This window comes from Brevibacillus sp. SAFN-007a (assembly GCF_051967035.1).
Taxonomy (GTDB): Bacteria; Bacillota; Bacilli; order Brevibacillales; family Brevibacillaceae; genus Brevibacillus.
In genome coordinates, this window is record NZ_JBQCKK010000007.1 from 135,224 (window position 1) to 154,233 (window position 19,010).

Sequence of the window (19,010 nt, forward strand, 5' to 3'; positions counted from 1 at the left end):
ATGTTATATATTCGGCAATTGTTGAAACTTTCCTGCCAATATCTGCTTGATAGTTGCCACGGACTTCGCTTGAGAAGCCGGGTCGGTCATGTCAAACCACTGCACTTCCGGCATGCGGCGGAACCAGGACAGCTGCCGCTTGGCAAAATGCCGCGTCCGTTGCTGAATGTCGTTGATCGCCTTTTCCAGCGTCACTTCTCCGTACAGGTACGGGATCAGCTCCTTGTATCCCAACCCCTGCATCGACACCATCGACGCGTCGTAGCCTTTGTCCAGTAGTCTCCGCACTTCGTCGACCAGCCCCGCTTCGATCATCAGCTCGACACGGCGGTTGATTCGTTCGTACAGCACGGCACGCTCCATCGTAAGCCCGATCATGACCAGATCGTACGGAGAGTGCTGCGCCCGCAGTTGAAAGTCCGACATTTTGTAGCCCGTGCTTTCATAGATCTCCAGGGCGCGAATCACCCGCTTGACATCATTCGGATGCAAGCGTTGCGCTGTAATCGGGTCAACGTCGGCCAGCCGTGCGTGCAGCGCTTCCACGCCTTCCGCAGCAGCCAGACGCTGCAGTCGTTCGCGCAGTTCGGGATCTTGGGTCGCTTGCGCAAACTGAAACCGATGGGTAACCGATTCTATGTAGAGACCCGTACCGCCTACGATAAACGGAAGGCGTTCCCGTTGGTTGATCTCCGTAATCAGCCGGGTGGCGCTTTCCTGAAACAAGGCGACAGAATATTCTTCGTCCGGATTTTTGATATCAATGAGATGATGCGGCACCAGCGCCAGCTCGGCAGGCTCTGCCTTGGCCGTCCCGATGTCCATCCCGCGGTATACCTGCATGGAATCCCCGGAAATGATTTCACCGTTGAACTGCTGGGCCAACTCCAGACTCAGCCGGGTTTTGCCGACGGCTGTCGGGCCGACAATGACAACTAGCTTTTCTCTCTCTTGCAAGGTCACTCCCCTCCACCTGTCTCTTTGTAGCTGTACACGACCTGTTGGCCGCGGGAGCGAAATGGAACGAAGCCAAAACGCTCGTGGATTTTGCCTGTTTTTCCTTCCTTCATGACTACACGTCTTCTCGCTACGCGCAGCGCTTCTGAAATGGCCTCTTCCGTCAAGGGTGCCGGGTTGGCAAACTCCCGCACTCCCGCAATTCCTGACGAGCTGTGAACCGTCCTTTCAAACATGGGGTCGAAATAAACGACGTCAAAAGAGCGGCTCGGCAATCCCTGCAAAACCTCCAGATGGTTGCCGCACCGCACTTCAATCCGACGCATGGCACTCTCCAGCGGTTTCGAGTCCGATGACCAGTGCTTGAGTCCATCTTCGACCATGACGGCTAGCACTCGTTCAGATTCGATGCCGACTACCTTCCCGTTTGCTCCAGTCGCATAGGAAAACACAATCGCATCCGCACCCAAACCGAGCGTGGCGTCCAACACTTTATCCCCTGGTTGAATTTGGCAAGCAACAAGCATAGCATCAGTATCGCCGCGCATCAGCCGCTTTATACGAAAAGCAGCGGTGTTCGGGTGAAAAAAGAATGGCTTTTTGCCCGGCACCTCCAGGCGCGCTCCTTGCGCAGAAACGACCAATACTTCGTCGTCGCCATGCCGTTTTCGCAGCTGATGGAGGGACAGATCGCCGCGCTTCACTACGGGTACGCCAAACGTGTCCGCCAGTTTCGCAGCATGGCGCAAGGTGTCCTCGGCAGGCTCAAGTCCCGTCGTTACAATCACGTATCTGTATTCCTTTCTATGTGTTTTCGTCCCGGTGGACGGAAACTCTTTTATTGTAAGCAGGATGCATGTAGCGGTCAAATAGAATCTGTACCCGACAGCTGTCCGCTACCTGCTATCCTATCTATTTTCCTTGCCCGGTGGCGGGCTTGTGCATGAGATTGTCTTAGGGGGCGCCTGCTTTTTCGCAGAGGGTATGGGCTACATGACGCGCTTGAACATTTTCTCCAAATCATAGCTGCTAAAATGAATGACGATCGGCCTGCCGTGCGGACACGTAAACGGACTGCTCGTCTCGCGCAGCTGGTTCAGCAGGCTTTCCATCTCCGCATGCGTCAAATAGCGATTGGCTTTGATCGCAGCTTTGCACGACATCATGATCGCCGCCTTTTCCCGCATCTGCACGACCTGGGCCTGCCCCTGCTCACCTGCTTCCAGTACGAACTGGATCAACTCCTCAATGACCTCCAACTCAGCGCCTTCCGGGAACCAATGCGGATGCGCCCGCACGATAAACGTCCGCCCGCCGAAAGCTTCCACCTCCAGGCCAAACGACTGCAACAGCGGCAACCGTTTTTCCAGTCGAGCTGCCTCTGCCGCCGTCACCTCGACCGTATGCGGGAACAGCATGATCTGACTGGCGACGCCTTCTTCGGCCAGCTTGGCCATGAAGTATTCGTAAAAAATACGCTCCTGTGCCGCGTGCTGGTCAATCAAATACATGCCGGTGTCATTTTGCGCCACGATATACGTTCCATGCACCTGTCCGACCGGGTACATGACGGGAACTGCCGACCCAGCGTTCGCTTCGGGGACCGCTGGGGACAACGCTTCGACTGGAGTGTGGCCGACAGTCGCAGACGCTTCCCGCTCCGCAGACGCAGTCTCCTCCGTCTCCGCTGGCCCTGCCGCTTCCACGCCCCCGGCAGAATGCCATGCTTGCTCTTGGCCTGGGTAGGACGCAGCAGGCTCGTGTACGGTTTTCGCTTCTGCCGCCTGTAATGACTGGCTGGCAGATGGGGCCTGGTCAGCGGCGGCATACGTCGGCGGCATCTGGCTGCTCTCTTGCTTGGCGATCCATTCCTGCAAGCGCGGGCTGGCTTCCAAAAGCGAGCTTCTCTCGATTGCTGGCTTGGCAAACGTCAACTCAAACTGCGGCTGAACGACCTGCGTGGAGATTTTTGCCTTTGGCTGCGATGCCATCGGCCGGACAATCTCCAAGCCTTGGCGCAGCGTCGCTTTCACGGACTGCTCAATCGCGGCGCACAACTCGTCTTCCTTGCTAAAGCGCGCCTCCAGCTTGGCGGGATGCACGTTGACGTCCACCAGGGACGGGTCCATCTCGATGTGCAAAGCGACAATCGGAAAGCGACCGATCGGCAGCAGCGTGTGGTAGCCCCGCATGATTGCGTTGTTGAGCGCATAGCTGCGAATGTAGCGACCGTTGACGAGCGTCGATAGGTAGGAGCGGTTTGCCCGCGTCACTTCCGTCCTGGACAAAAAGCCGTTCCAGCGAAAATCGAGCGTCTCCCCCGAAATCGGCAGGAGCAGCTTGGCCACCTGGACGCCGTAAATCGCCGCCATGACATGCAGCAGCTTGCCGTCTCCCGTCGTTTGCAACAGCGTTTTGCCGTTGTGGGTCAGCGTAAACGAAATCCCGGGGTGCGTCAACGCCAGTCGATTGACGTAGTCGGATATGTGGCCGATCTCTGTCGCGATCGACTTCATGTACTTCAATCGGGCAGGCGTATTGAAAAACAGGCTTCGAACGCAAATCTCCGTCCCTTGCACCGCCGCCGCATCCGCCACCTCACAGACTGCGCCGCCTTCCACCACCACCCTGGTGCCAATTTCCCGACTCGATCGGTTGCTGGTTAGCTCCATCCGCGAGACAGCCGCGATACTCGGCAGCGCCTCGCCACGAAAGCCAAGCGTGCGAATCCGGAACAAGTCCCGCGGGCTCTTGATTTTGCTCGTCGCATGCCGCTCCAAAGCCAGCAGGCAATCGTCCCGATCCATCCCGTGTCCGTTGTCGACAATACGGATCAGTTCCAGACCGCCTTCCTCCACCTGAATCTCGATCGAGGTAGCGCTGGCGTCAATGGCGTTTTCCACCAGCTCCTTCACCACAGAGGCCGGACGTTCCACTACCTCGCCTGCCGCAATCATATTGGCGAGCTGCTCATCTAGCACTCGAATGTTTCCCATGGCTCTTCCCCTCTGCCTGCGTCTTATCGTTTCTTCAGCTGTTGCTTCCACGCAAACAGCTTCATCATCGCATCCATCGGCGTCATCGCGTTCAAATCCAGCTCACGCAGATCTTGTAAAATCTCTTCTTCCTCCGCAGACAACAGCGTCGCAGGCTCCTCGCGAACGGCGGCAACCGGTGCCGCCCAGAACGCTTCCAGCGACATCTGCCTATCCGCTGTTACAGAGCTGCTCGCTTCCAAGCCCGCCAGAATGCTCCTCGCACGCTCAATCACCCAAGCGGGCATGTTCGCCAATTCCGCTACGTGGATGCCGTAACTTTTATCGGCCCGCCCTTCCTCGATCTTGTGCAGGAACAACAGCTTGCCGTCCCGCTCCTCGCAGCGGGCGTTCACATTGACGACGCCCTTCATCGTCTCGGCGAGGCCCGTCAGTTCGTGGTAATGCGTAGAAAACAGCGTCTTCGCCCCGATGCGCTCGCAGATGTACTCGATGACCGCCTGCGCCAGTGCCATCCCGTCGTACGTCGATGTCCCCCGCCCGATCTCATCGAGCAAGATCAAGCTTTTTGCGGTCGCCTTTTGCAGCGCGTGTCTCGTTTCCAGCATTTCCACCATGAACGTGCTGTGTCCGCCAACGAGGTCGTCAGCAGCGCCAATTCGCGTAAAAATCTGGTCCACGATTGACAGCTTCGCTTCTTTCGCCGGTACGAAGCAGCCGATTTGCGCCATGACGGTAATCAGCGCGATTTGACGCATATAGGTGCTTTTCCCCGCCATATTCGGTCCGGTGATGAGCAAAACCTGACGATTGGACTGGTTCATCCACACGTCATTGGCTACATACTTCTCCCGCTCCAGCACAGCTTCCACGACAGGATGGCGCCCCTCGACAATGACGTATTCGCCGTCATCGGACAGCTGCGGCCGCACAAAGCCGCGCTCGTCGCTGACCGTGGCAAACGCCTGAAGCACGTCCACGGATGCGATCCGCTCGGCAAGGCTCTGCAAGCGGGGAATATGCTTGGCGATCTCGCTGCGCACAGCGGTAAACAGCTGGTACTCCAGCTCGACCATCTTCTCTTCGGCTTCGAGGATGAGCGCTTCGCGTTCCTTCAATTCAGGAGTAATGTAACGCTCCGCGTTGGCGAGCGTTTGCTTGCGCTCGTAGCGTCCCTGCGGCACGTTGGCGATGTTCGCCTTGGACACCTCGATATAATAGCCGAATACCTTGTTGAAGCCGACCTTCAGCGAACGAATACCCGTCGCTTCCCGCTCGCTTTGCTCCAGCTGGGCAATCCACGTCTTTCCGTCGCGGCTCGCGGCATGCAGCTTGTCCAAATATTCGTCGTAGCCTGTGCGAATCATCCCGCCTTCGCGCACGGAGATCGGCGGATCGTCCACGAGCGCCGCCCGCAAAAAGCTGACCAGGTCCGCGCACTCGTCCATGCCCTGGGCCAGCTCCTGCAACACCGGGGCATTCGTCTGGCTCAAGTGCCTTTTCAGCTCCGGCACCGCTTCCAGCGACAAACGCAGCTGGATCAGGTCGCGGGCATTGGCATTTCCGTACGAGATACGCCCTGCCAGCCGCTCCAGGTCGTACACGTTGTCCAGGCAGGTTCGCAGGTCGGAGCGCAGCAGCAAATCGCCTTTGAGCGCTTCAACGGCATCCAGGCGGGCATCCAGTTCCGCGCGTCCGAGCAACGGCCGCTCGATCCATCTGCGCAAAAGCCGTCCGCCCATAGCGGTTTGCGTCCGATCCAGCAGCCACAGCAAGGAGCCTTTTTTCGTCTTGTCGCGAATGGTTTCCGTCAGCTCCAGATTACGTCGGGAAAAGCCGTCCATTTGCAAATATTGCTTGCTGTCGTAGCGTTTCAAGAGCCGCATGTGCGCGAGACTGCGCTTCTGCGTCGTACCGATGTAATAGAGCAGCGCATTGACGGCAGCGCGCATGGCGACGTCCAGCTCTTTTCCCGCTTCCGGGTACTGGCTGTCCACCGCGAATGCATCCAGCTGCCCACTGTCCACGACCGTAGACGGCAAAGACGTCTTCGGCAACGAATCGAAGCCGAAGAACACCAGTTCTTTCGGCCGGTACTGCATGGCCTCTTCCAGCGCGGCCTCCCTCTGCCCGAGCAGGGAGGTGACGTACATTTCCCCTGTACTCATGTCGCAGGCTGCGATTCCGGTGCGACCGTCGAGGACTGCCAGCGCCACCATGTAGTTGTTTTCCTTGTCGGTCAGCCATTTGCCCTCCATCATCGTGCCGGGCGTAATGACGCGGGTCACTTCGCGGCGGACGACCCCTTTTGCCTCTTTCGGGTCTTCCACCTGCTCGCACACCGCGACCTTGTATCCTTTTTTCAACAACTCGGCGATGTAGCCATCTGCCGAATGATGCGGGACGCCACACATCGGGATTCGTTCATCCCCGCCACCGTCGCGTCCTGTGAGCGTAATCTCCAGCTCGCGGGACGCGAGGATCGCATCGTCAAAAAACAGTTCGTAAAAGTCGCCTAAGCGAAAAAATAAGAAAGTATCCGGATACTCTTTCTTGATAGCCAGATACTGCTGAATCATCGGGGTATATTGCGCCATTTTTTTCTACTCCTAGCCTTCCAATCTCGACGCTATTATACCATGATCGCACGGCATATTGATGTTTTCGTCCTGATGAAAAATTCAATGCAGGTTCCACGCGCTCCTGAAATCCAAATCAGAAAGCCACACTTCCCCGCGCAACAGAAAGGAAAAATACGACTCCAGATGAATCCGCGAGAGCGAATAGCCCGGCAATTCCCGCAGTTCCTCGCGCACCTGTCTGACGTATGGCTCCAGCGTTTCCTTGTCGCCGCGATAGTACGCCTTGACCAGCGGCAGCTGCAAATGCGGAGTCGCTTTCAGCCTGGCGTGGCTCGTGATGACCAGCCTGGCCAGATGCAATACCCCCCGCGCCACGACCGGATGCACCAACCAACTGGGCAATGTCCGATACTCAAAGCCGTACGACTTTTCCCGCACGTCCCCCAAAAAGCCGTAGCGCTGTCTGCGCTGCACGCAGCCTACGTCCTCGATCAGCACGAGCGGCAAGGCGAGGTAGGCATCCAGCTTCCGCCGCAAGGAAAACGTCGGCGACACGCCGCCAAAGTGAATGTGCCCGCCAATCGGATAACCGGGAAACGGCATCCCGCCCGCCAGCCACTCGATCTCTTTGTTGGCGATTTTTTTCATGGCCAACATCAGCGCTTCATAAATATGAAGAAACAGCTCATCAGGGTCTTCCGACGGGGCGGGACGAAGTTCGGCGACAGGATGCTGATGCAGGGCCAGGTCCTCACGATAGCGGGTCGTATCGCAGCCAACCGTTCCGTTTATTTTGAGAAAATCAGAGGCGAGCGCCATTTCTCCCGTTGCCCTGCGCAGCGAAAACTCCGGGTCGGCTCCCATTCTGTTCAGTTCCTGCGGCTGCTTGCCCATGCGCTCTTGCCACCACTCGCGCGCACGATCCATGTACCGATCCGCCTTCTCCGCCGGCCAATCCGGCTCCACCGAAACCACCTTCGCCCGATGCGCAGACGCCGCCATAACCGTGACTTGCCCCGCTTCCGCTCCGACCGCGTAGAGGCTTCGAACAGCCAGCGCTTTTACCATCTGAACCTCCGGATCGGGGGACGGGTACGGGATAGGCTCGTAGTCCGATTGCTCCAGACGATGCAGCAGCCATTGCGGATGCTCCATGCTCCGCACCACGTCCAGCACCAGATCCTGATAGAGGCAAAGCTTGTAGGTTCGCCATCCGGGAGGCGCTGTTCGCCCTGCAGCCACAGGCAGCCCGCCAAGCTTCAACAGCCAGCGTCCGACCTGGGGGCGGTGCAAAAAAGCGACCGCTTCTTTGGCGTTGGCTGTCATTGGCTGCGATACAACGTCCTCCTGCAACCCTTCGTGGGCCTTTCCCCGCGTGCGTATCATCTCTCCACACTCCCATGCTGTGTTCTTCGTTATCCTATGTTGGCGCCCAGGGAAAAGTGAGAGCAGAGGACGCTTGCCGTTTAGCCGTCGCGACCCAAAGAAAAAAAGAGGAGAAAAAATCTCTCCTCTTTAGTCAAGCTCGTCGAGCAAGGTGGCGGAATCAAAGTCGTCGAATTCGTCACTGTTTTCTTCATAGTCACCGATCAAGTGGAAGTCTTTGTCGTCGCAGTTGTTGCAGACGACTACGCAGACTTTGGTTTCTCCGATGATTTCTACGGCAAATTCGCTTTCCACTCTGACTGTGATGGTGCCCCCAGCACTCAACTCGGCTTTTACGCACTTCGGCTGTTCCACGGCGCGAGCGACAATTTCCAGATCGCCTCTGCAGTTTTTGTCGAAGAACGTAAGCGGAACGAGTACGGAGAACTTGACAGTTTCCCGCTTGACTTCGGTTTGCGTGTTATTTGCAAACGAGAACCACAGGTTGACGTCATACGTACCAGATACTTCAACCGCGTCTCCGACTTTCTCTGCCTGGAAGTTCGTGTTTATAATCCAGCATCCGAGGATCGTCGAAGGAGTTTGCGACGGTATGATGGTGTGGGTGGTAGTAGAGAATTTATGGCCTTTACCGCAGACAGCTTTCGCGATGAGTTCCCGGCACTGTAGATCTTTGTCTGTACCCGACATTTCGTTACCTCCTCCATACAACGTTTCTGTACATTTGTATGCAGGGCATTCGGCTAGGGTGCAAACACCCAGCCGAAATTGGGTATCTTGTTTGCAAAGCATCGTAGCGCCAGCGACTTTCGCGTTTTTTACGAGCAGCAGCTGCCGTTCTGTTTCTTTTCCGGGCCGCCGCCGGTTTCGCCCGTCAGCGGATTTCCGCCCGTATCCAAAATAATACGCTCGGATACGGTGTTCGTGATGACATTCGTCACCATTTGCAACAGATCGTTCACATCTACCTGGGATTGCTTGAATTCGGTAACGATCGGAATCGAATCCAGCTCCTCGTGCAGCTGGTTGTACTCCGCTTCGACTTTTTTTACCAGTTCGGGCTTATTGATGGATTCGAACATCACCATCTGCTTTTGCTTTTGCTTCAATTGCACGATCAGATCCTGAACGCGCTCGTTCTGTTTGATTTGCTGCTCCGCACGCTTGAAAAAATCGACCTCGTTCGTGCGCGAGATCATGGCAGCCAGCTCCCGCGCTTTGTCCAGAATCTCTTTTTGTGTGTACAGGTTTGTTTGTTCCATCTTCTACACCTCGACTTTGGTAACGAGTTCGCCATGAAGCGTCCACGTTTTGGCATCCGTAATTTTGACGTGCACATACTGACCGATCAAGGACTTGTCGGCGGTAAAGTGAACCAGCTTGTTCGTCCGCGTACGGCCGGCGAGTACATCCGGGTTGTTTTTCGATTCGCCCTCGATCAGCACTTCCAGCACCTGCCCCTGGAGCTTTTGGTTTTGCTCCAGGCCGATGCGGGCCAGCACTTCATTCAAGCGGTAGAGACGCGCTTTTTTCACTTCCATCGGTACATTGTCTTCCATGACGGCAGCCGGCGTCCCTTCCCGTGGGGAATAAATGAAAGTATAAGCGGAGTCGTATCGAACCTCTTCGACCAGGGAAATCGTCTCTTCAAACTGCTCGTCGGTTTCGCCCGGGAAGCCTACAATAATATCTGTAGAAAGAGAGACATTCGGAATCGCGGCCTTGATTTTGCGCACCAGCTCCAGATAGTGCTCCCGCGTGTATTTGCGGGCCATGCGCTTCAAAATTTCCGTGGAGCCGGACTGAACGGGCAAGTGGATTTGTTCCACCAGGTTGCCGCCTTTTGCCAGCACCTCAATCAGATGATCGTCGAAGTCACGCGGATGGCTCGTCGTAAAGCGAATGCGCGGAATGTCGATCTTGCGAATCTCGTCCAAAAGGTCGCCAAAGCCGTACTTGATGTCGACGAAGTCTTTTCCGTACGCGTTGACGTTTTGACCGAGCAGCATGATTTCCTTGAAGCCTTGGCGGGCGAGATCGCGCACTTCGGCGATGACGTCTTCCGGACGGCGGCTCCGCTCTTTTCCGCGCGTATACGGCACGATGCAATACGTACAGAACTTGTCACAGCCGTACATGATGTTGACCCATGCCTTGGTGTTGCCTTCCCGCAGCTTCGGCATGTTCTCCACGATGTCGCCTTCCTTGGACCAAACCTCGATCACCATTTCCTTGCTGAACATCGCATCGCGCATCAGCTGCGGCAGGCGGTGAATGTTGTGCGTCCCAAAAATCAAATCCACCTGCTGATAGCTCTTCAAAATTTTGTTGACGACCTTCTCCTCCTGCGACATACAGCCGCAGACGCCCAAAATCAGGTTCGGGTTGTTGTTTTTCAGCCGCTTCATATGGCCAAGCTCGCCAAACACTTTGTCCTCCGCATTTTCGCGGATCGCACAGGTATTGAACAAAACGACATCGGCCGCCTCTACATCGTCTGTCGACGTGTACCCCATCTGCTGCAAAATGCCGGAAATCGTCTCGGAGTCGTGCTCATTCATCTGGCAGCCGTACGTACGGACGTGATAACGCTTTCCTTTTCCGATCTCGCGCATGTCCTCCGGAATCGCAAAATCGTAGTGCACCTGCACTTCTTCTTTTCCCCGCTTCTTCGCATCCTTCAAGGATGGCGGCTGGAAGTATTTCGCATAGTCCGCCGTTGTTTTCGGAGACTTGGCGGATTTTAAGTCCGGAGTCGCCACTTTCGTTTCCGTCATCATGTATCACCTCAGCTAGTCATCTACATTCATGAATTACCAATAAAGAATTATAGCATTTTGCAGGATACAAATGCTAATGCAGAATGAGGCAAAATGTGTACGAAACACCCCGCCCCCTGTACAGGCAAAAATACGCCCGTCCTTTTTCAGACAACCTCCATCTTTTTTCCTATTTTGCTTTTTTCGCTCGGTCCCGTGCAACATTCCAAACCCAGACGTCGTCGTAAGAAGCAACTACCCACTACTACGAATCATATGGAGGAGGTCCGCATGAAACGAGCATTCGCCTTCCTTGTGTCGGTGTTGATGTTCCTGACGGCCATTCCGTTCGTCAGTGCCGCTTCGACTCCGTCGTTCTCGGACGTTCCGCGAAGCCACTGGGCGTATAAGGAAATTACGGAGATGGCCGAAAAAGGGATCATTACCGGATACGACAACCGCACCTTCCGTCCGAACAACCAGGTGACCCGCGCCGAGTTTGCCAAAATCATGATCGCGGCAGCAGATGTCAACATCCAGAAAAGCTCCGTCAACCAGACGTTTCAAGATGTCCCGCGTTCCCACTGGGCATTTTCCTACGTCGAATACGCCAAGCCGTACCTGACGGGCTACAAATCCGGATCGACCTACACCTACAAACCGGATCGACCAGCCGTCCGCGAAGATATTGCGGTAGCGCTCGTTCGCCTGCTTGGCTACGACAACAAGCACAAAGCCGATCTGGAGCAGCTGAAAAAGTTCCGCGACCAAGGCGAAATCTCGCCAGCCCTGCGTCCGTACATCGCCATCGCGCTGCAAACGGACCTGATGAAAGGGTATAACAGCTATTTCCGCCCGCAGGACCCGATCACGCGTGCGGAAGCGGCTTCCTTGCTGTACCGCGCGATTCTGGAGCGCAAAGATGACGAAACCAAAGTCGTCTTCCCGAATCCGGAACCGCCCAAGCCTGCGCCAATCAGCATCAGTGACGCTTTTTCCACGGCTGACCTGAAAAACTGGGATACGAAAAAGGCGACCGGCAGCTGGGGCGTCCTCAACAAGCAAGTAACGGCCGTCTCCACCGATGATGATGTCGATCATTACTTCCTGCCGCTCCTCTGGAACGAATCGGCCAAACCGGAACAGTACGAGTTGAGCGTCGATGTCAACGTCTCCGGTACCGACGGACTCGCAGGTCTGTACTTCAACGGCAAAGACGGGCATGCCCATGTCGTCTTCGTGCAAAAGGACCGCGTTGTTCTCGGCAAGGTCACCGATGCGAAAAAAGACGACATCGAAGTCATCGCATCCGGCTCCTACAAGCTGAAAGCAAGCAATAAACTGAAGGTCGCGGTCAAAGGCAACACCGTTTCCATCTACGTCAACGATCGCTATTTGTTCGGACAACAGCAGGTCAAGCAGGAAGGAACCAAGCTCGGCCTGTACATTCAGGAGGATGCAACCAAAGAAGCCCCTCGCAACATGACCTCTCTGGACAATTTCACGCTGAAAGAAATCAAGTAAAATCCGTTCTCACACCCGGCGCGCACGTGATGGCATGTCGGGTGTTTTTTCACTTCGCTCCTCTGCAAGCTTTTCCCAACGAGAAAAAAGGCGGCCAAAAACCTAGAAATGTACGCAGTTCAGTTGTATAATGATAGCTACTCTTGTGCAGTGAAGGAGCCTTTTTTATGTCATTTTCTGTCAATCAGCCTTTCCACTGGATGGATTCGGGCGTATATCGGGGCCAACCGCTGGAACCTTTGGCCCGCGACGAAGCATTGGCAGCCGGTATGCAGGCCGAGTCGGCTGTACCGATCATCCACCTTTGGGTCTACGATCAGGCCCTGTATTTGGGCCGCAGAGACGCGAGGCTGCCTTATTTGGAGGAAGCGTTGCGCCAATTTGGCCAGGACGGCTTCGGATGTGTGCTGCGTTCTTCCGGCGGCGCCTGTGTCCCGCTGGATGCCGGCGTTCTCAACGTAGCCTGGCTCTTGCCCGATACGACGATTTCCATCGATTCGTTTTTTTCCTTTGTGGCCGAGATGCTGCGGGTTGGACTTCGCGACTACGGCGTACTGGAATTTGGCGAAGTTCTCGGGTCCTACTGTGCCGGAGAGTACGATTTTTCCCTGCACGGAAAAAAAATTGGCGGCATGGCGCAGCGTCGTACCCGCTTCGGATCCATTTTGCAGATTTGCATCAATATAGACGAAAGGCCGCGCGGAGAATGGATGGAGCGCTTTTACGCCATCGCCGGGCTGGAGGAAATGAAGAACCACAAGCCGATTCCGACCATCGTTGGCTCGACAGTAGGAAGCATCGCGGGATTGACAGGACAGCCCGCCACTGTCGACGATGTGAAAGCACGTCTGTTCGCGGCGATTCGCTCCCAGTGGCCTGCACTTCCCGTTCCTTTTTCTGTACAGGAAGAACTGCTGGCGGAGTCCAAGCACCATTTGGCTAATCGTTTGCAGCTGTTTTCCTTTACCGCAAAAGAACTGGCTGCACCGCAATGGCGTTTACCCAGGTAATGGGGGTTTGTCTGTCTGTCAGGCGGTGCGACCGGTGAGACTTTGGGAGGGTTTATGAATAGCGATCGAAAGGGGACGTTTCAGGATCTGAATGCCCTTTTTGTTTTTGGCGCGCTCACGGTACTTGCGATTCACATTCTCGGTTTTTTCATTGAGAATCAACAGGACTACCCGTGGAACGGCGAAGTGGAAGCCGTCCTGCTTATTTTGCTGCGCTTCGGACGCTCCCTGTTTATTTTTGCTACAGGGATGCTGCTGTTTTACTGGTACCAAAAGCGGGAGATGGACTGGGCTGCCTTCTGGAAAAAGCGGTGGCGCGTCATCGTTTTGCCCTATATGATCTGGACGGCGGTTTTTACCGGTTTCAAGCTGCAAAGTATGGATCCCCGCGTATTGGCTGGCCCGTTTTTCGAGAGCCTGTTTACGGGCAGTGCGTTTTACCATCTGTATTACATCCCGCTCTATTTGCAGCTGAATTTGCTGTTTTGCCTGGTCAAACCATGGGTGGAGCGGTTTTTAAGCTTTCGCGTCCTGGTGGTGCTGTTTGTCGGACAGATCGGTCTGTACGCCCTGTACCAGGTCTTGTTCATCAACCCGCTCTGGGAAATCGACTGGACGGCGTCGTCTCTTCTCCGCTTCGTCCAGCACACGTATGTATCCGGACAAAATTACGTGCACATGTACCTGTTTACCTTTGCGCTCGGGGCCTATGCGGGCATGAATCTGGAAAAATGGCGCATGTGGACCTGGCGGCTGCAAGTCCCTGCCTGTGTGCTTGCAGGGGTGACAGCCATCTGGATGGCAAACGATTACTTGAGCGGCGCCGTATCGTATTATGAGAGCCTGAACATATTCCGGCCGCTCTACTTGCTCTACACCGTCGCTTTTCTTGCCAGCTTCTACTCGCTTTCCCGCTACCTCGGGAGGCTGCCCAAGCTCGGCTCCTGGCTATCGCGCATGGCCCGGCAAAACATGGCGATCTACATCGTCCACCCGCTGATTCTGTTTCTCCTGGAGAGCTACGTCATTTTCCGGCTGGATTGGTCGACGCCGTTCATCATGCTGGCCATGCTCGTGATTACGCCACCGCTCTGTATCTTCTTGTATGAGCACACGCTGCTGTCGTACTGGACGGGCGGAAAAGGAAAACCGAAGTCCACGCCGGTCTACAAAACGGAAGTATACAAGGCGTAACCGCCCCTCGCTTCATTGCCTGGCAACCTGCCGGGCTTTTTTTGTCCCGATCAGAAGATCCCGTATACGTGCAATCAAGGCTTGCGCCAATGGCTTGGCGCAGCAAGTTTTCTCATGTAGCTCTACCGCTGGCACCGTACTTACGGTATCATAGAGGAGGATCACTGGCAGCGCGTCGCTGCCGTAGACGACAGAAAAGGTGGTCGATCGGATGAATCAGGATATCCCATTGTTACATACACCCATCAAAGAGCTTATTATCGCGTCCACAAAAGTTGCTCATGTGCAATTAGGAAATTCGCTTGAGCACGCTCTGCTTGTTCTGATCAAATCGGGTTACTCGGCCGTCCCGGTACTGGATCACCACTACCGTTTGCACGGATTGATCAGCACGAACATGATTATCAACAAATCGCTGGGACTTGAACGCTTTGAACTGGAAAAAATCTCTGAGTACATCGTCGACGATGTCATGGACACAAAGATGCCGCGCTTGCACGATACGGATGAATTTTTGAAGGCGTTGGAAGTGTCCATTAACCATCCGTTTGTCTGTATTGAAGATGCCGACCATTACTTCCAAGGAATTTTGACGCGCAAATCGATTTTGGCGCTGGCTTACCGCCATTTTCGCAACCTGCCTTATCCCTTGTCCGAGACTCAGCAGCCCCAGGAAAAAGCGTAATCGAGCATACAAAAAGACGGAGGCCCGCGCCACCGTCCTTTTCTTTTTAACGCTCCGCTTTCTCGCATGTTCGCTTACTCGTTGCGATGATCGTGCTTCCGATCACTTTCCAGCCGTCCCGCTGTTTATCCGTGCAGCCGCAAAAATTGAGCCGCTTGCTTTTTGCGCAGCTTTTGCTCCTCCAGCAAGGTCAGGGCGTACTCCAGCGGATGGCGGTACGTCTGCTTGAACATCGCCTTTTCCCCTGCCTTGAAAAAGGAATACCGCTGATCCCGCACATTGACCTCGATCAAGTACGGGTTGCCTTTCTCGTCGATGCCCATATCCATCCCGAGATCCGCCAGCGAGGAAAAATGACGACCATACTGCTTCGCGATGGCAACAGCCGCTTCGCTGATTCGCCGGATGGTCTCTGCTTGCTGCTCCGGCGTAAACAGCGCTGCCACCGCTTCTGTGAACGGCACGGCCCTGCCCCCGCGCGAAAGGTTGCTCAGCTTGTTTTTGCTGTTGGCGACTTTGGCCACCATTCCGCTGACCGTCCAGTCGCGATCCCGGTTTTTTTGCACGGACACGCGGATGTCAAACGTTTTTCCGCCATAACGGGCGAGCGGAATTCCTCGCTGGATGAGAAAGCGCTTGTTGCCGACCCAGCGCCGGACGGCGGCCAACAGTTCGGGGCGCGACATCACGTTTCGCTTTTTCGAGGCGATGAAGTGATAGTCGCTCCCGTGACGTTCGATCCTTGCCACACCGATGCCTACTGAGCCGATCGACGGCTTGACATAGACTACCTGGTATTTATCGAGAAACTGGCGAAGCTGTTCGCCTGAATAGGGAACGGTGTGGGGCAAGTATGGGCGAATGCGCTCGTTCTTCCACAGCATCTGGTGCACCTTGCGCTTGTCACGCACCACCAAACCGTTGAAGACCGTCTTCTTTTTGCTGAGCCGGGAAATGACAGCGCGGGCTTTTGGGTCCCCGGTCAGGACGCGGTTGTGGATGACCCGCGGGATCGGGACCAGTCGGGAAACGAGCCTGCTGCCATTCCAAAAATAGCCTTGCACCCGCTCGTCGCCCGCAAGGACATGCCTTGGATGAAAAAAGACAGGCTCCAGCCCCAGCTCTTTGCCGATTTCCACATAGTACGGCAGGCGCTCATACGACTTGTCTCCTTTGATCCCTTTCTGCATAATGGCCCAATCTAACATAATGCCGATTCTGTCCACAAAGATCCCCCTTGCTCCATTCCTCACCATAGGGTATGTGCCAAAAACGGCAAGGGCGTGCCTATTTTGCAGACGCCAAGCCTAATCCGCCTGCTGACAAAATTTTTGCCAAGCCTGTCGGAATCTGCGCTTGCCCGGGAAAGGGGGACATGCGCTACTGGGCCCGACGCTCGATCGCCAAGAGGAACGGCGCCTGGTTTTGCTGGTTGATGTACTGGTATTTCAGCACGAGAAACTCCAACTGGCTAAGCTCGTGGCAAAATGCCTCCACCGCTTCCTTTTCTACTTCGCCTGCGGCATGACCCCAGTAGATCATCACCGTCATGATCCCTCCCGGCCGCAGTACGCGAAGGCCGGACTCGATGGCGCGGATGGTGCTGCTCGCCTGGGTCGTAATCTCTTTGTCACCTCCGGGCAGATAACCCAGGTTGAACATGATGGCGGCGGCTTGCACGTTCAGGCTCTCAATTTCCTCGTGGCTTGCCAGCTTCAGCTCCACCCGCTCTGCCAAGCCTTCCCGCTCCAGTCGGTCTTTGGTCTTGGCGATCGCCTGCGGCTGAATGTCGAAGGCGATGACCTTTCCCGTCTCCTGAACGAGTTGGGCGAGAAACAGCGTGTCATTGCCGTTGCCCATCGTGGCGTCGATCACCGTCTCTCCCGGTTGTACGCGCTCGCGAATCAGTTTTCGTGCTACCTCCAATACATTGGGAAACATTCTTTCTTTCTCTCCTCTCTTTCTATCCATGCCGCTACAGCTCGATTTGCCAACCGATACGGGCCACATGCACCGGACCTGCGACAAACGCCTCCGCCTGACTGAGCACGTTGCTCTCTTCATACCCGTGGAACAAATGGGTGATCAGAAGCGAACGGCAATCGTGCGCCTGCGCCAGCTCTGCCGCCTGTCGGACGGACAAATGCCCGTTCGGCTTCGCTGGGCGATTCTGATCCAAATACGTCCCTTCACAGATAAACAAGTCTGCCTGATCGACAAAGCCTCGCCACTGGGTCCCGGGTCCGCTGTCTGCGCCGTAGACAAGCGTTTTCCCGTTTGCTTCCAGCCGCACGGCATAGCAAGGGTCCCCGTCCCCGTGATCTGTGCGCAGGAAGGAGACATGCACATCTCCGATCGAGAGCTTGCTTCGTTCATCCACCGGGAAAAAGCGGGTTGCCTCCCGGTAGGTCAACGATTTCGCCTGCTGCTCCGGAAACGCTGGCGCATAGACAGGAAGCGGCTTGTCGGCGGGCCGTTGCCCGAACAGCTGATGCACCATCAGTCCATACTGAAGCACGCCCACATCTGCCACATGGTCGTGATGATAATGAGACAACAGCAGCGCATCCAGGTCGTAAAGGGGCAAGTAGACACCAAGCCGGGAAAGCACGCCGCTGCCGCAATCCAAAAGCAGTTTTCCCTCGTTTGTCTCGACCCAGTACCCTGGAGTCGCTCCCCCTGGACCTGGATATGGAGATTGATAGCCAAGCACGGTTACGCGCATATTCGGTTCACTCCCGCTCATAGGATGGAATAAGGTGGGACAGGAGGTCTGAGATGCAAGGAACATGGAGAGCCTCATGGCAAATCGCTTTTACGTATATCGGAACAGTCGTAGGAGCCGGCTTTGCATCAGGCAAGGAAATTGTTGAGTTCTTTGTGCAATATGGAACACAAGGCTTGATTGGCATTGGAATTGCCACCAGTTTATTCGTGTGGGCTGGAATCCGGGTCATGCTCATCTCCTACCGGATTCAGGCCAATTCCTATCAAGAGGTCAGCACGTATTTGTTCGGACATCCATTTGGCACGGTTTTTCATATGCTGCTGTTAACCGTTTTGCTAGGAACAACATCCGTGATGCTAGCGGCTACCGGCGCTATTTTTTGGGAGTCCTTTCATTTGTCCCCGCAAATCGGCATTTGGCTCAGCATGATTCTCATTTTTTTCGTCACGCGCAAAGGACTGTTTGCCATTCACCAAGTGAACAGCATTTTTGTGCCTTTGCTCATCGCGTTTACCCTGCTCGTGTTTCTGTATTCGAAACCGTGGCTGGATACAGGCGTGACCGTGGAAGCGTTGCGCCCCTGGGCCTGGCTCAGCTCCCCTCTCTACTATGTTGCCTTAAATGTCACGCTGACACAAGCGGTTCTTGTGCCGATCGGTCGGCACAGCACGAGCGAAAAGCCGCTGATCGTCGGGGGGATCATCGGCGGACTGGGAATCGGGCTGCTCCTGCTTTTGGCCTTTTCCTCGCTGACGGTAAAAATGCCGGGTATTCAGGAGGCGGAAATGCCGATGATCGCCCTGCTGCAAGGGCTGGGACGGAGCATCCCGTTTTTGTTCTCCTTGCTGGTGTACGCGGAAATTTTCTCGACGCTCGTAGCCAATGTCTTCGGCTTGGCGCAGCAGATCGGTCAGGTGACGCGGCTGCGCGGCGCCACGATCATTCTCGGCATCCTCGTCATCTGCTATCTGGTCAGCTTTATCGGTTTCAGTTCGCTGCTGCGCTTTTTGTACCCGTTGTTTGGCCAGTTCGTCCTCTTGTTCCTGGTGATGCTCGTCTACAGACAATGGCGTGACCGAGCCTGGTAGCATGCAAAAAAACCTCTCCCATGGTTGGTCAAGACCCCAATTTGTAGACAGTAAGAAAAACCCCGGCCGTTAGGCCGACAGCTGACGTCTGAATTCAACAG

At 55.4% G+C, this 19,010-nt stretch carries 16 protein-coding genes; 5 read left to right on the top strand and 11 right to left on the bottom strand.

Annotated elements, in window-relative coordinates:
- Nucleotides 1-3: 3 nt before the first annotated feature.
- The 8 genes from miaA to miaB all read right to left on the bottom strand — a co-directional run bounded on the left by miaA (nt 4) and on the right by miaB (nt 10,698).
- Nucleotides 4-963: a tRNA (adenosine(37)-N6)-dimethylallyltransferase MiaA gene (gene miaA, locus ACTHO6_RS10885; RefSeq protein WP_440241565.1), complete on the bottom strand. Its 960-nt coding sequence runs from the start codon at nt 961-963 to the stop codon at nt 4-6.
- Nucleotides 960-1,745, bottom strand: a complete 786-nt coding sequence (locus tag ACTHO6_RS10890) for a class I SAM-dependent methyltransferase (protein ID WP_440241566.1) — start codon at nt 1,743-1,745, stop codon at nt 960-962. Before ACTHO6_RS10890 ends, miaA begins: the two co-directional genes overlap by 4 nt.
- Nucleotides 1,746-1,946: 201 nt before the next feature.
- Nucleotides 1,947-3,953 (bottom strand): DNA mismatch repair endonuclease MutL, encoded by a 2,007-nt coding sequence (gene mutL / locus ACTHO6_RS10895; protein WP_440241567.1) that lies wholly within the window; start codon nt 3,951-3,953, stop codon nt 1,947-1,949.
- A gap of 23 nt (nt 3,954-3,976) precedes the next feature.
- Complete coding sequence (gene mutS, locus ACTHO6_RS10900; protein ID WP_440241568.1) at nt 3,977-6,550, bottom strand: DNA mismatch repair protein MutS; 2,574 nt, start codon at nt 6,548-6,550, stop codon at nt 3,977-3,979.
- An 84-nt stretch (nt 6,551-6,634) separates the two neighbouring features.
- The gene (locus tag ACTHO6_RS10905) at nt 6,635-7,921 is read right to left on the bottom strand and encodes a putative amidoligase domain-containing protein (protein ID WP_440241569.1); all 1,287 of its coding nucleotides are present in this window, start codon (nt 7,919-7,921) and stop codon (nt 6,635-6,637) included.
- 129 nt (nt 7,922-8,050) lie between these two features.
- Entirely contained in the window at nt 8,051-8,611 is a 561-nt protein-coding gene (gene cotE, locus ACTHO6_RS10910; RefSeq protein WP_440241570.1) for an outer spore coat protein CotE, read from the bottom strand.
- Nucleotides 8,612-8,739: 128 nt separating this feature from the next.
- The gene (locus ACTHO6_RS10915; RefSeq protein ID WP_440241571.1) at nt 8,740-9,183 is read right to left on the bottom strand and encodes a RicAFT regulatory complex protein RicA family protein; all 444 of its coding nucleotides are present in this window, start codon (nt 9,181-9,183) and stop codon (nt 8,740-8,742) included.
- 3 nt (nt 9,184-9,186) lie between these two features.
- Nucleotides 9,187-10,698, bottom strand: a complete 1,512-nt coding sequence (miaB, locus tag ACTHO6_RS10920; protein WP_440241572.1) for a tRNA (N6-isopentenyl adenosine(37)-C2)-methylthiotransferase MiaB — start codon at nt 10,696-10,698, stop codon at nt 9,187-9,189.
- Nucleotides 10,699-10,971: 273 nt separating this feature from the next.
- Here miaB and ACTHO6_RS10925 point away from each other — a divergent pair, with 273 nt between their 5' ends.
- The 4 genes from ACTHO6_RS10925 to cbpB all read left to right on the top strand — a co-directional run bounded on the left by ACTHO6_RS10925 (nt 10,972) and on the right by cbpB (nt 15,093).
- Nucleotides 10,972-12,204, top strand: a complete 1,233-nt coding sequence (locus ACTHO6_RS10925) for an S-layer homology domain-containing protein (RefSeq protein ID WP_440241573.1) — start codon at nt 10,972-10,974, stop codon at nt 12,202-12,204.
- Nucleotides 12,205-12,371: 167 nt separating this feature from the next.
- Nucleotides 12,372-13,214: a lipoate--protein ligase family protein gene (locus tag ACTHO6_RS10930; RefSeq protein WP_440241574.1), complete on the top strand. Its 843-nt coding sequence runs from the start codon at nt 12,372-12,374 to the stop codon at nt 13,212-13,214.
- Between the two features lie 54 nt (nt 13,215-13,268).
- A complete protein-coding gene (locus ACTHO6_RS10935) occupies nt 13,269-14,408 on the top strand; it encodes an acyltransferase (RefSeq protein WP_440241575.1) in 1,140 nt (379 codons plus the stop codon).
- A 211-nt stretch (nt 14,409-14,619) separates the two neighbouring features.
- Nucleotides 14,620-15,093, top strand: a complete 474-nt coding sequence (cbpB, locus tag ACTHO6_RS10940; protein WP_440241576.1) for a cyclic-di-AMP-binding protein CbpB — start codon at nt 14,620-14,622, stop codon at nt 15,091-15,093.
- Nucleotides 15,094-15,218: 125 nt separating this feature from the next.
- Here cbpB and ACTHO6_RS10945 read toward each other — a convergent pair whose 3' ends face one another.
- From ACTHO6_RS10945 to ACTHO6_RS10955, 3 genes are all read right to left on the bottom strand, one after another.
- Nucleotides 15,219-16,319: a YheC/YheD family endospore coat-associated protein gene (locus ACTHO6_RS10945; RefSeq protein ID WP_440241577.1), complete on the bottom strand. Its 1,101-nt coding sequence runs from the start codon at nt 16,317-16,319 to the stop codon at nt 15,219-15,221.
- Nucleotides 16,320-16,473: 154 nt separating this feature from the next.
- Nucleotides 16,474-17,034 carry a class I SAM-dependent methyltransferase gene (locus ACTHO6_RS10950; protein ID WP_440241579.1) on the bottom strand — a complete coding sequence of 187 codons (561 nt, stop codon included), beginning with the start codon at nt 17,032-17,034 and terminating at the stop codon, nt 16,474-16,476.
- Between the two features lie 34 nt (nt 17,035-17,068).
- Entirely contained in the window at nt 17,069-17,818 is a 750-nt protein-coding gene (locus tag ACTHO6_RS10955) for an MBL fold metallo-hydrolase (RefSeq protein WP_440241580.1), read from the bottom strand.
- A 53-nt stretch (nt 17,819-17,871) separates the two neighbouring features.
- Here ACTHO6_RS10955 and ACTHO6_RS10960 point away from each other — a divergent pair, with 53 nt between their 5' ends.
- The gene (locus tag ACTHO6_RS10960) at nt 17,872-18,909 is read left to right on the top strand and encodes a YkvI family membrane protein (protein ID WP_440241581.1); all 1,038 of its coding nucleotides are present in this window, start codon (nt 17,872-17,874) and stop codon (nt 18,907-18,909) included.
- Nucleotides 18,910-19,010 lie beyond the last annotated feature (101 nt).

Excerpts from the sequence above, each read along its gene's own strand:
- mutL (WP_440241567.1), bottom strand. The coding sequence starts at position 3,953 with ATGGGAAACATTCGAGTGCTAGATGAGCAGCTCGCCAATATGATTGCG.
- mutS (WP_440241568.1), bottom strand. The coding sequence starts at position 6,550 with ATGGCGCAATATACCCCGATGATTCAGCAGTATCTGGCTATCAAGAAA.
- ACTHO6_RS10905 (WP_440241569.1), bottom strand. The coding sequence starts at position 7,921 with ATGATACGCACGCGGGGAAAGGCCCACGAAGGGTTGCAGGAGGACGTT.
- cotE (WP_440241570.1), bottom strand. The coding sequence starts at position 8,611 with ATGTCGGGTACAGACAAAGATCTACAGTGCCGGGAACTCATCGCGAAA.
- ACTHO6_RS10915 (WP_440241571.1), bottom strand. The coding sequence starts at position 9,183 with ATGGAACAAACAAACCTGTACACACAAAAAGAGATTCTGGACAAAGCG.
- miaB (WP_440241572.1), bottom strand. The coding sequence starts at position 10,698 with ATGACGGAAACGAAAGTGGCGACTCCGGACTTAAAATCCGCCAAGTCT.
- ACTHO6_RS10925 (WP_440241573.1), top strand. The coding sequence starts at position 10,972 with ATGAAACGAGCATTCGCCTTCCTTGTGTCGGTGTTGATGTTCCTGACG.
- ACTHO6_RS10930 (WP_440241574.1), top strand. The coding sequence starts at position 12,372 with ATGTCATTTTCTGTCAATCAGCCTTTCCACTGGATGGATTCGGGCGTA.
- ACTHO6_RS10935 (WP_440241575.1), top strand. The coding sequence starts at position 13,269 with ATGAATAGCGATCGAAAGGGGACGTTTCAGGATCTGAATGCCCTTTTT.
- cbpB (WP_440241576.1), top strand. The coding sequence starts at position 14,620 with ATGAATCAGGATATCCCATTGTTACATACACCCATCAAAGAGCTTATT.
- ACTHO6_RS10950 (WP_440241579.1), bottom strand. The coding sequence starts at position 17,034 with ATGTTTCCCAATGTATTGGAGGTAGCACGAAAACTGATTCGCGAGCGC.
- ACTHO6_RS10955 (WP_440241580.1), bottom strand. The coding sequence starts at position 17,818 with ATGCGCGTAACCGTGCTTGGCTATCAATCTCCATATCCAGGTCCAGGG.
- ACTHO6_RS10960 (WP_440241581.1), top strand. The coding sequence starts at position 17,872 with ATGCAAGGAACATGGAGAGCCTCATGGCAAATCGCTTTTACGTATATC.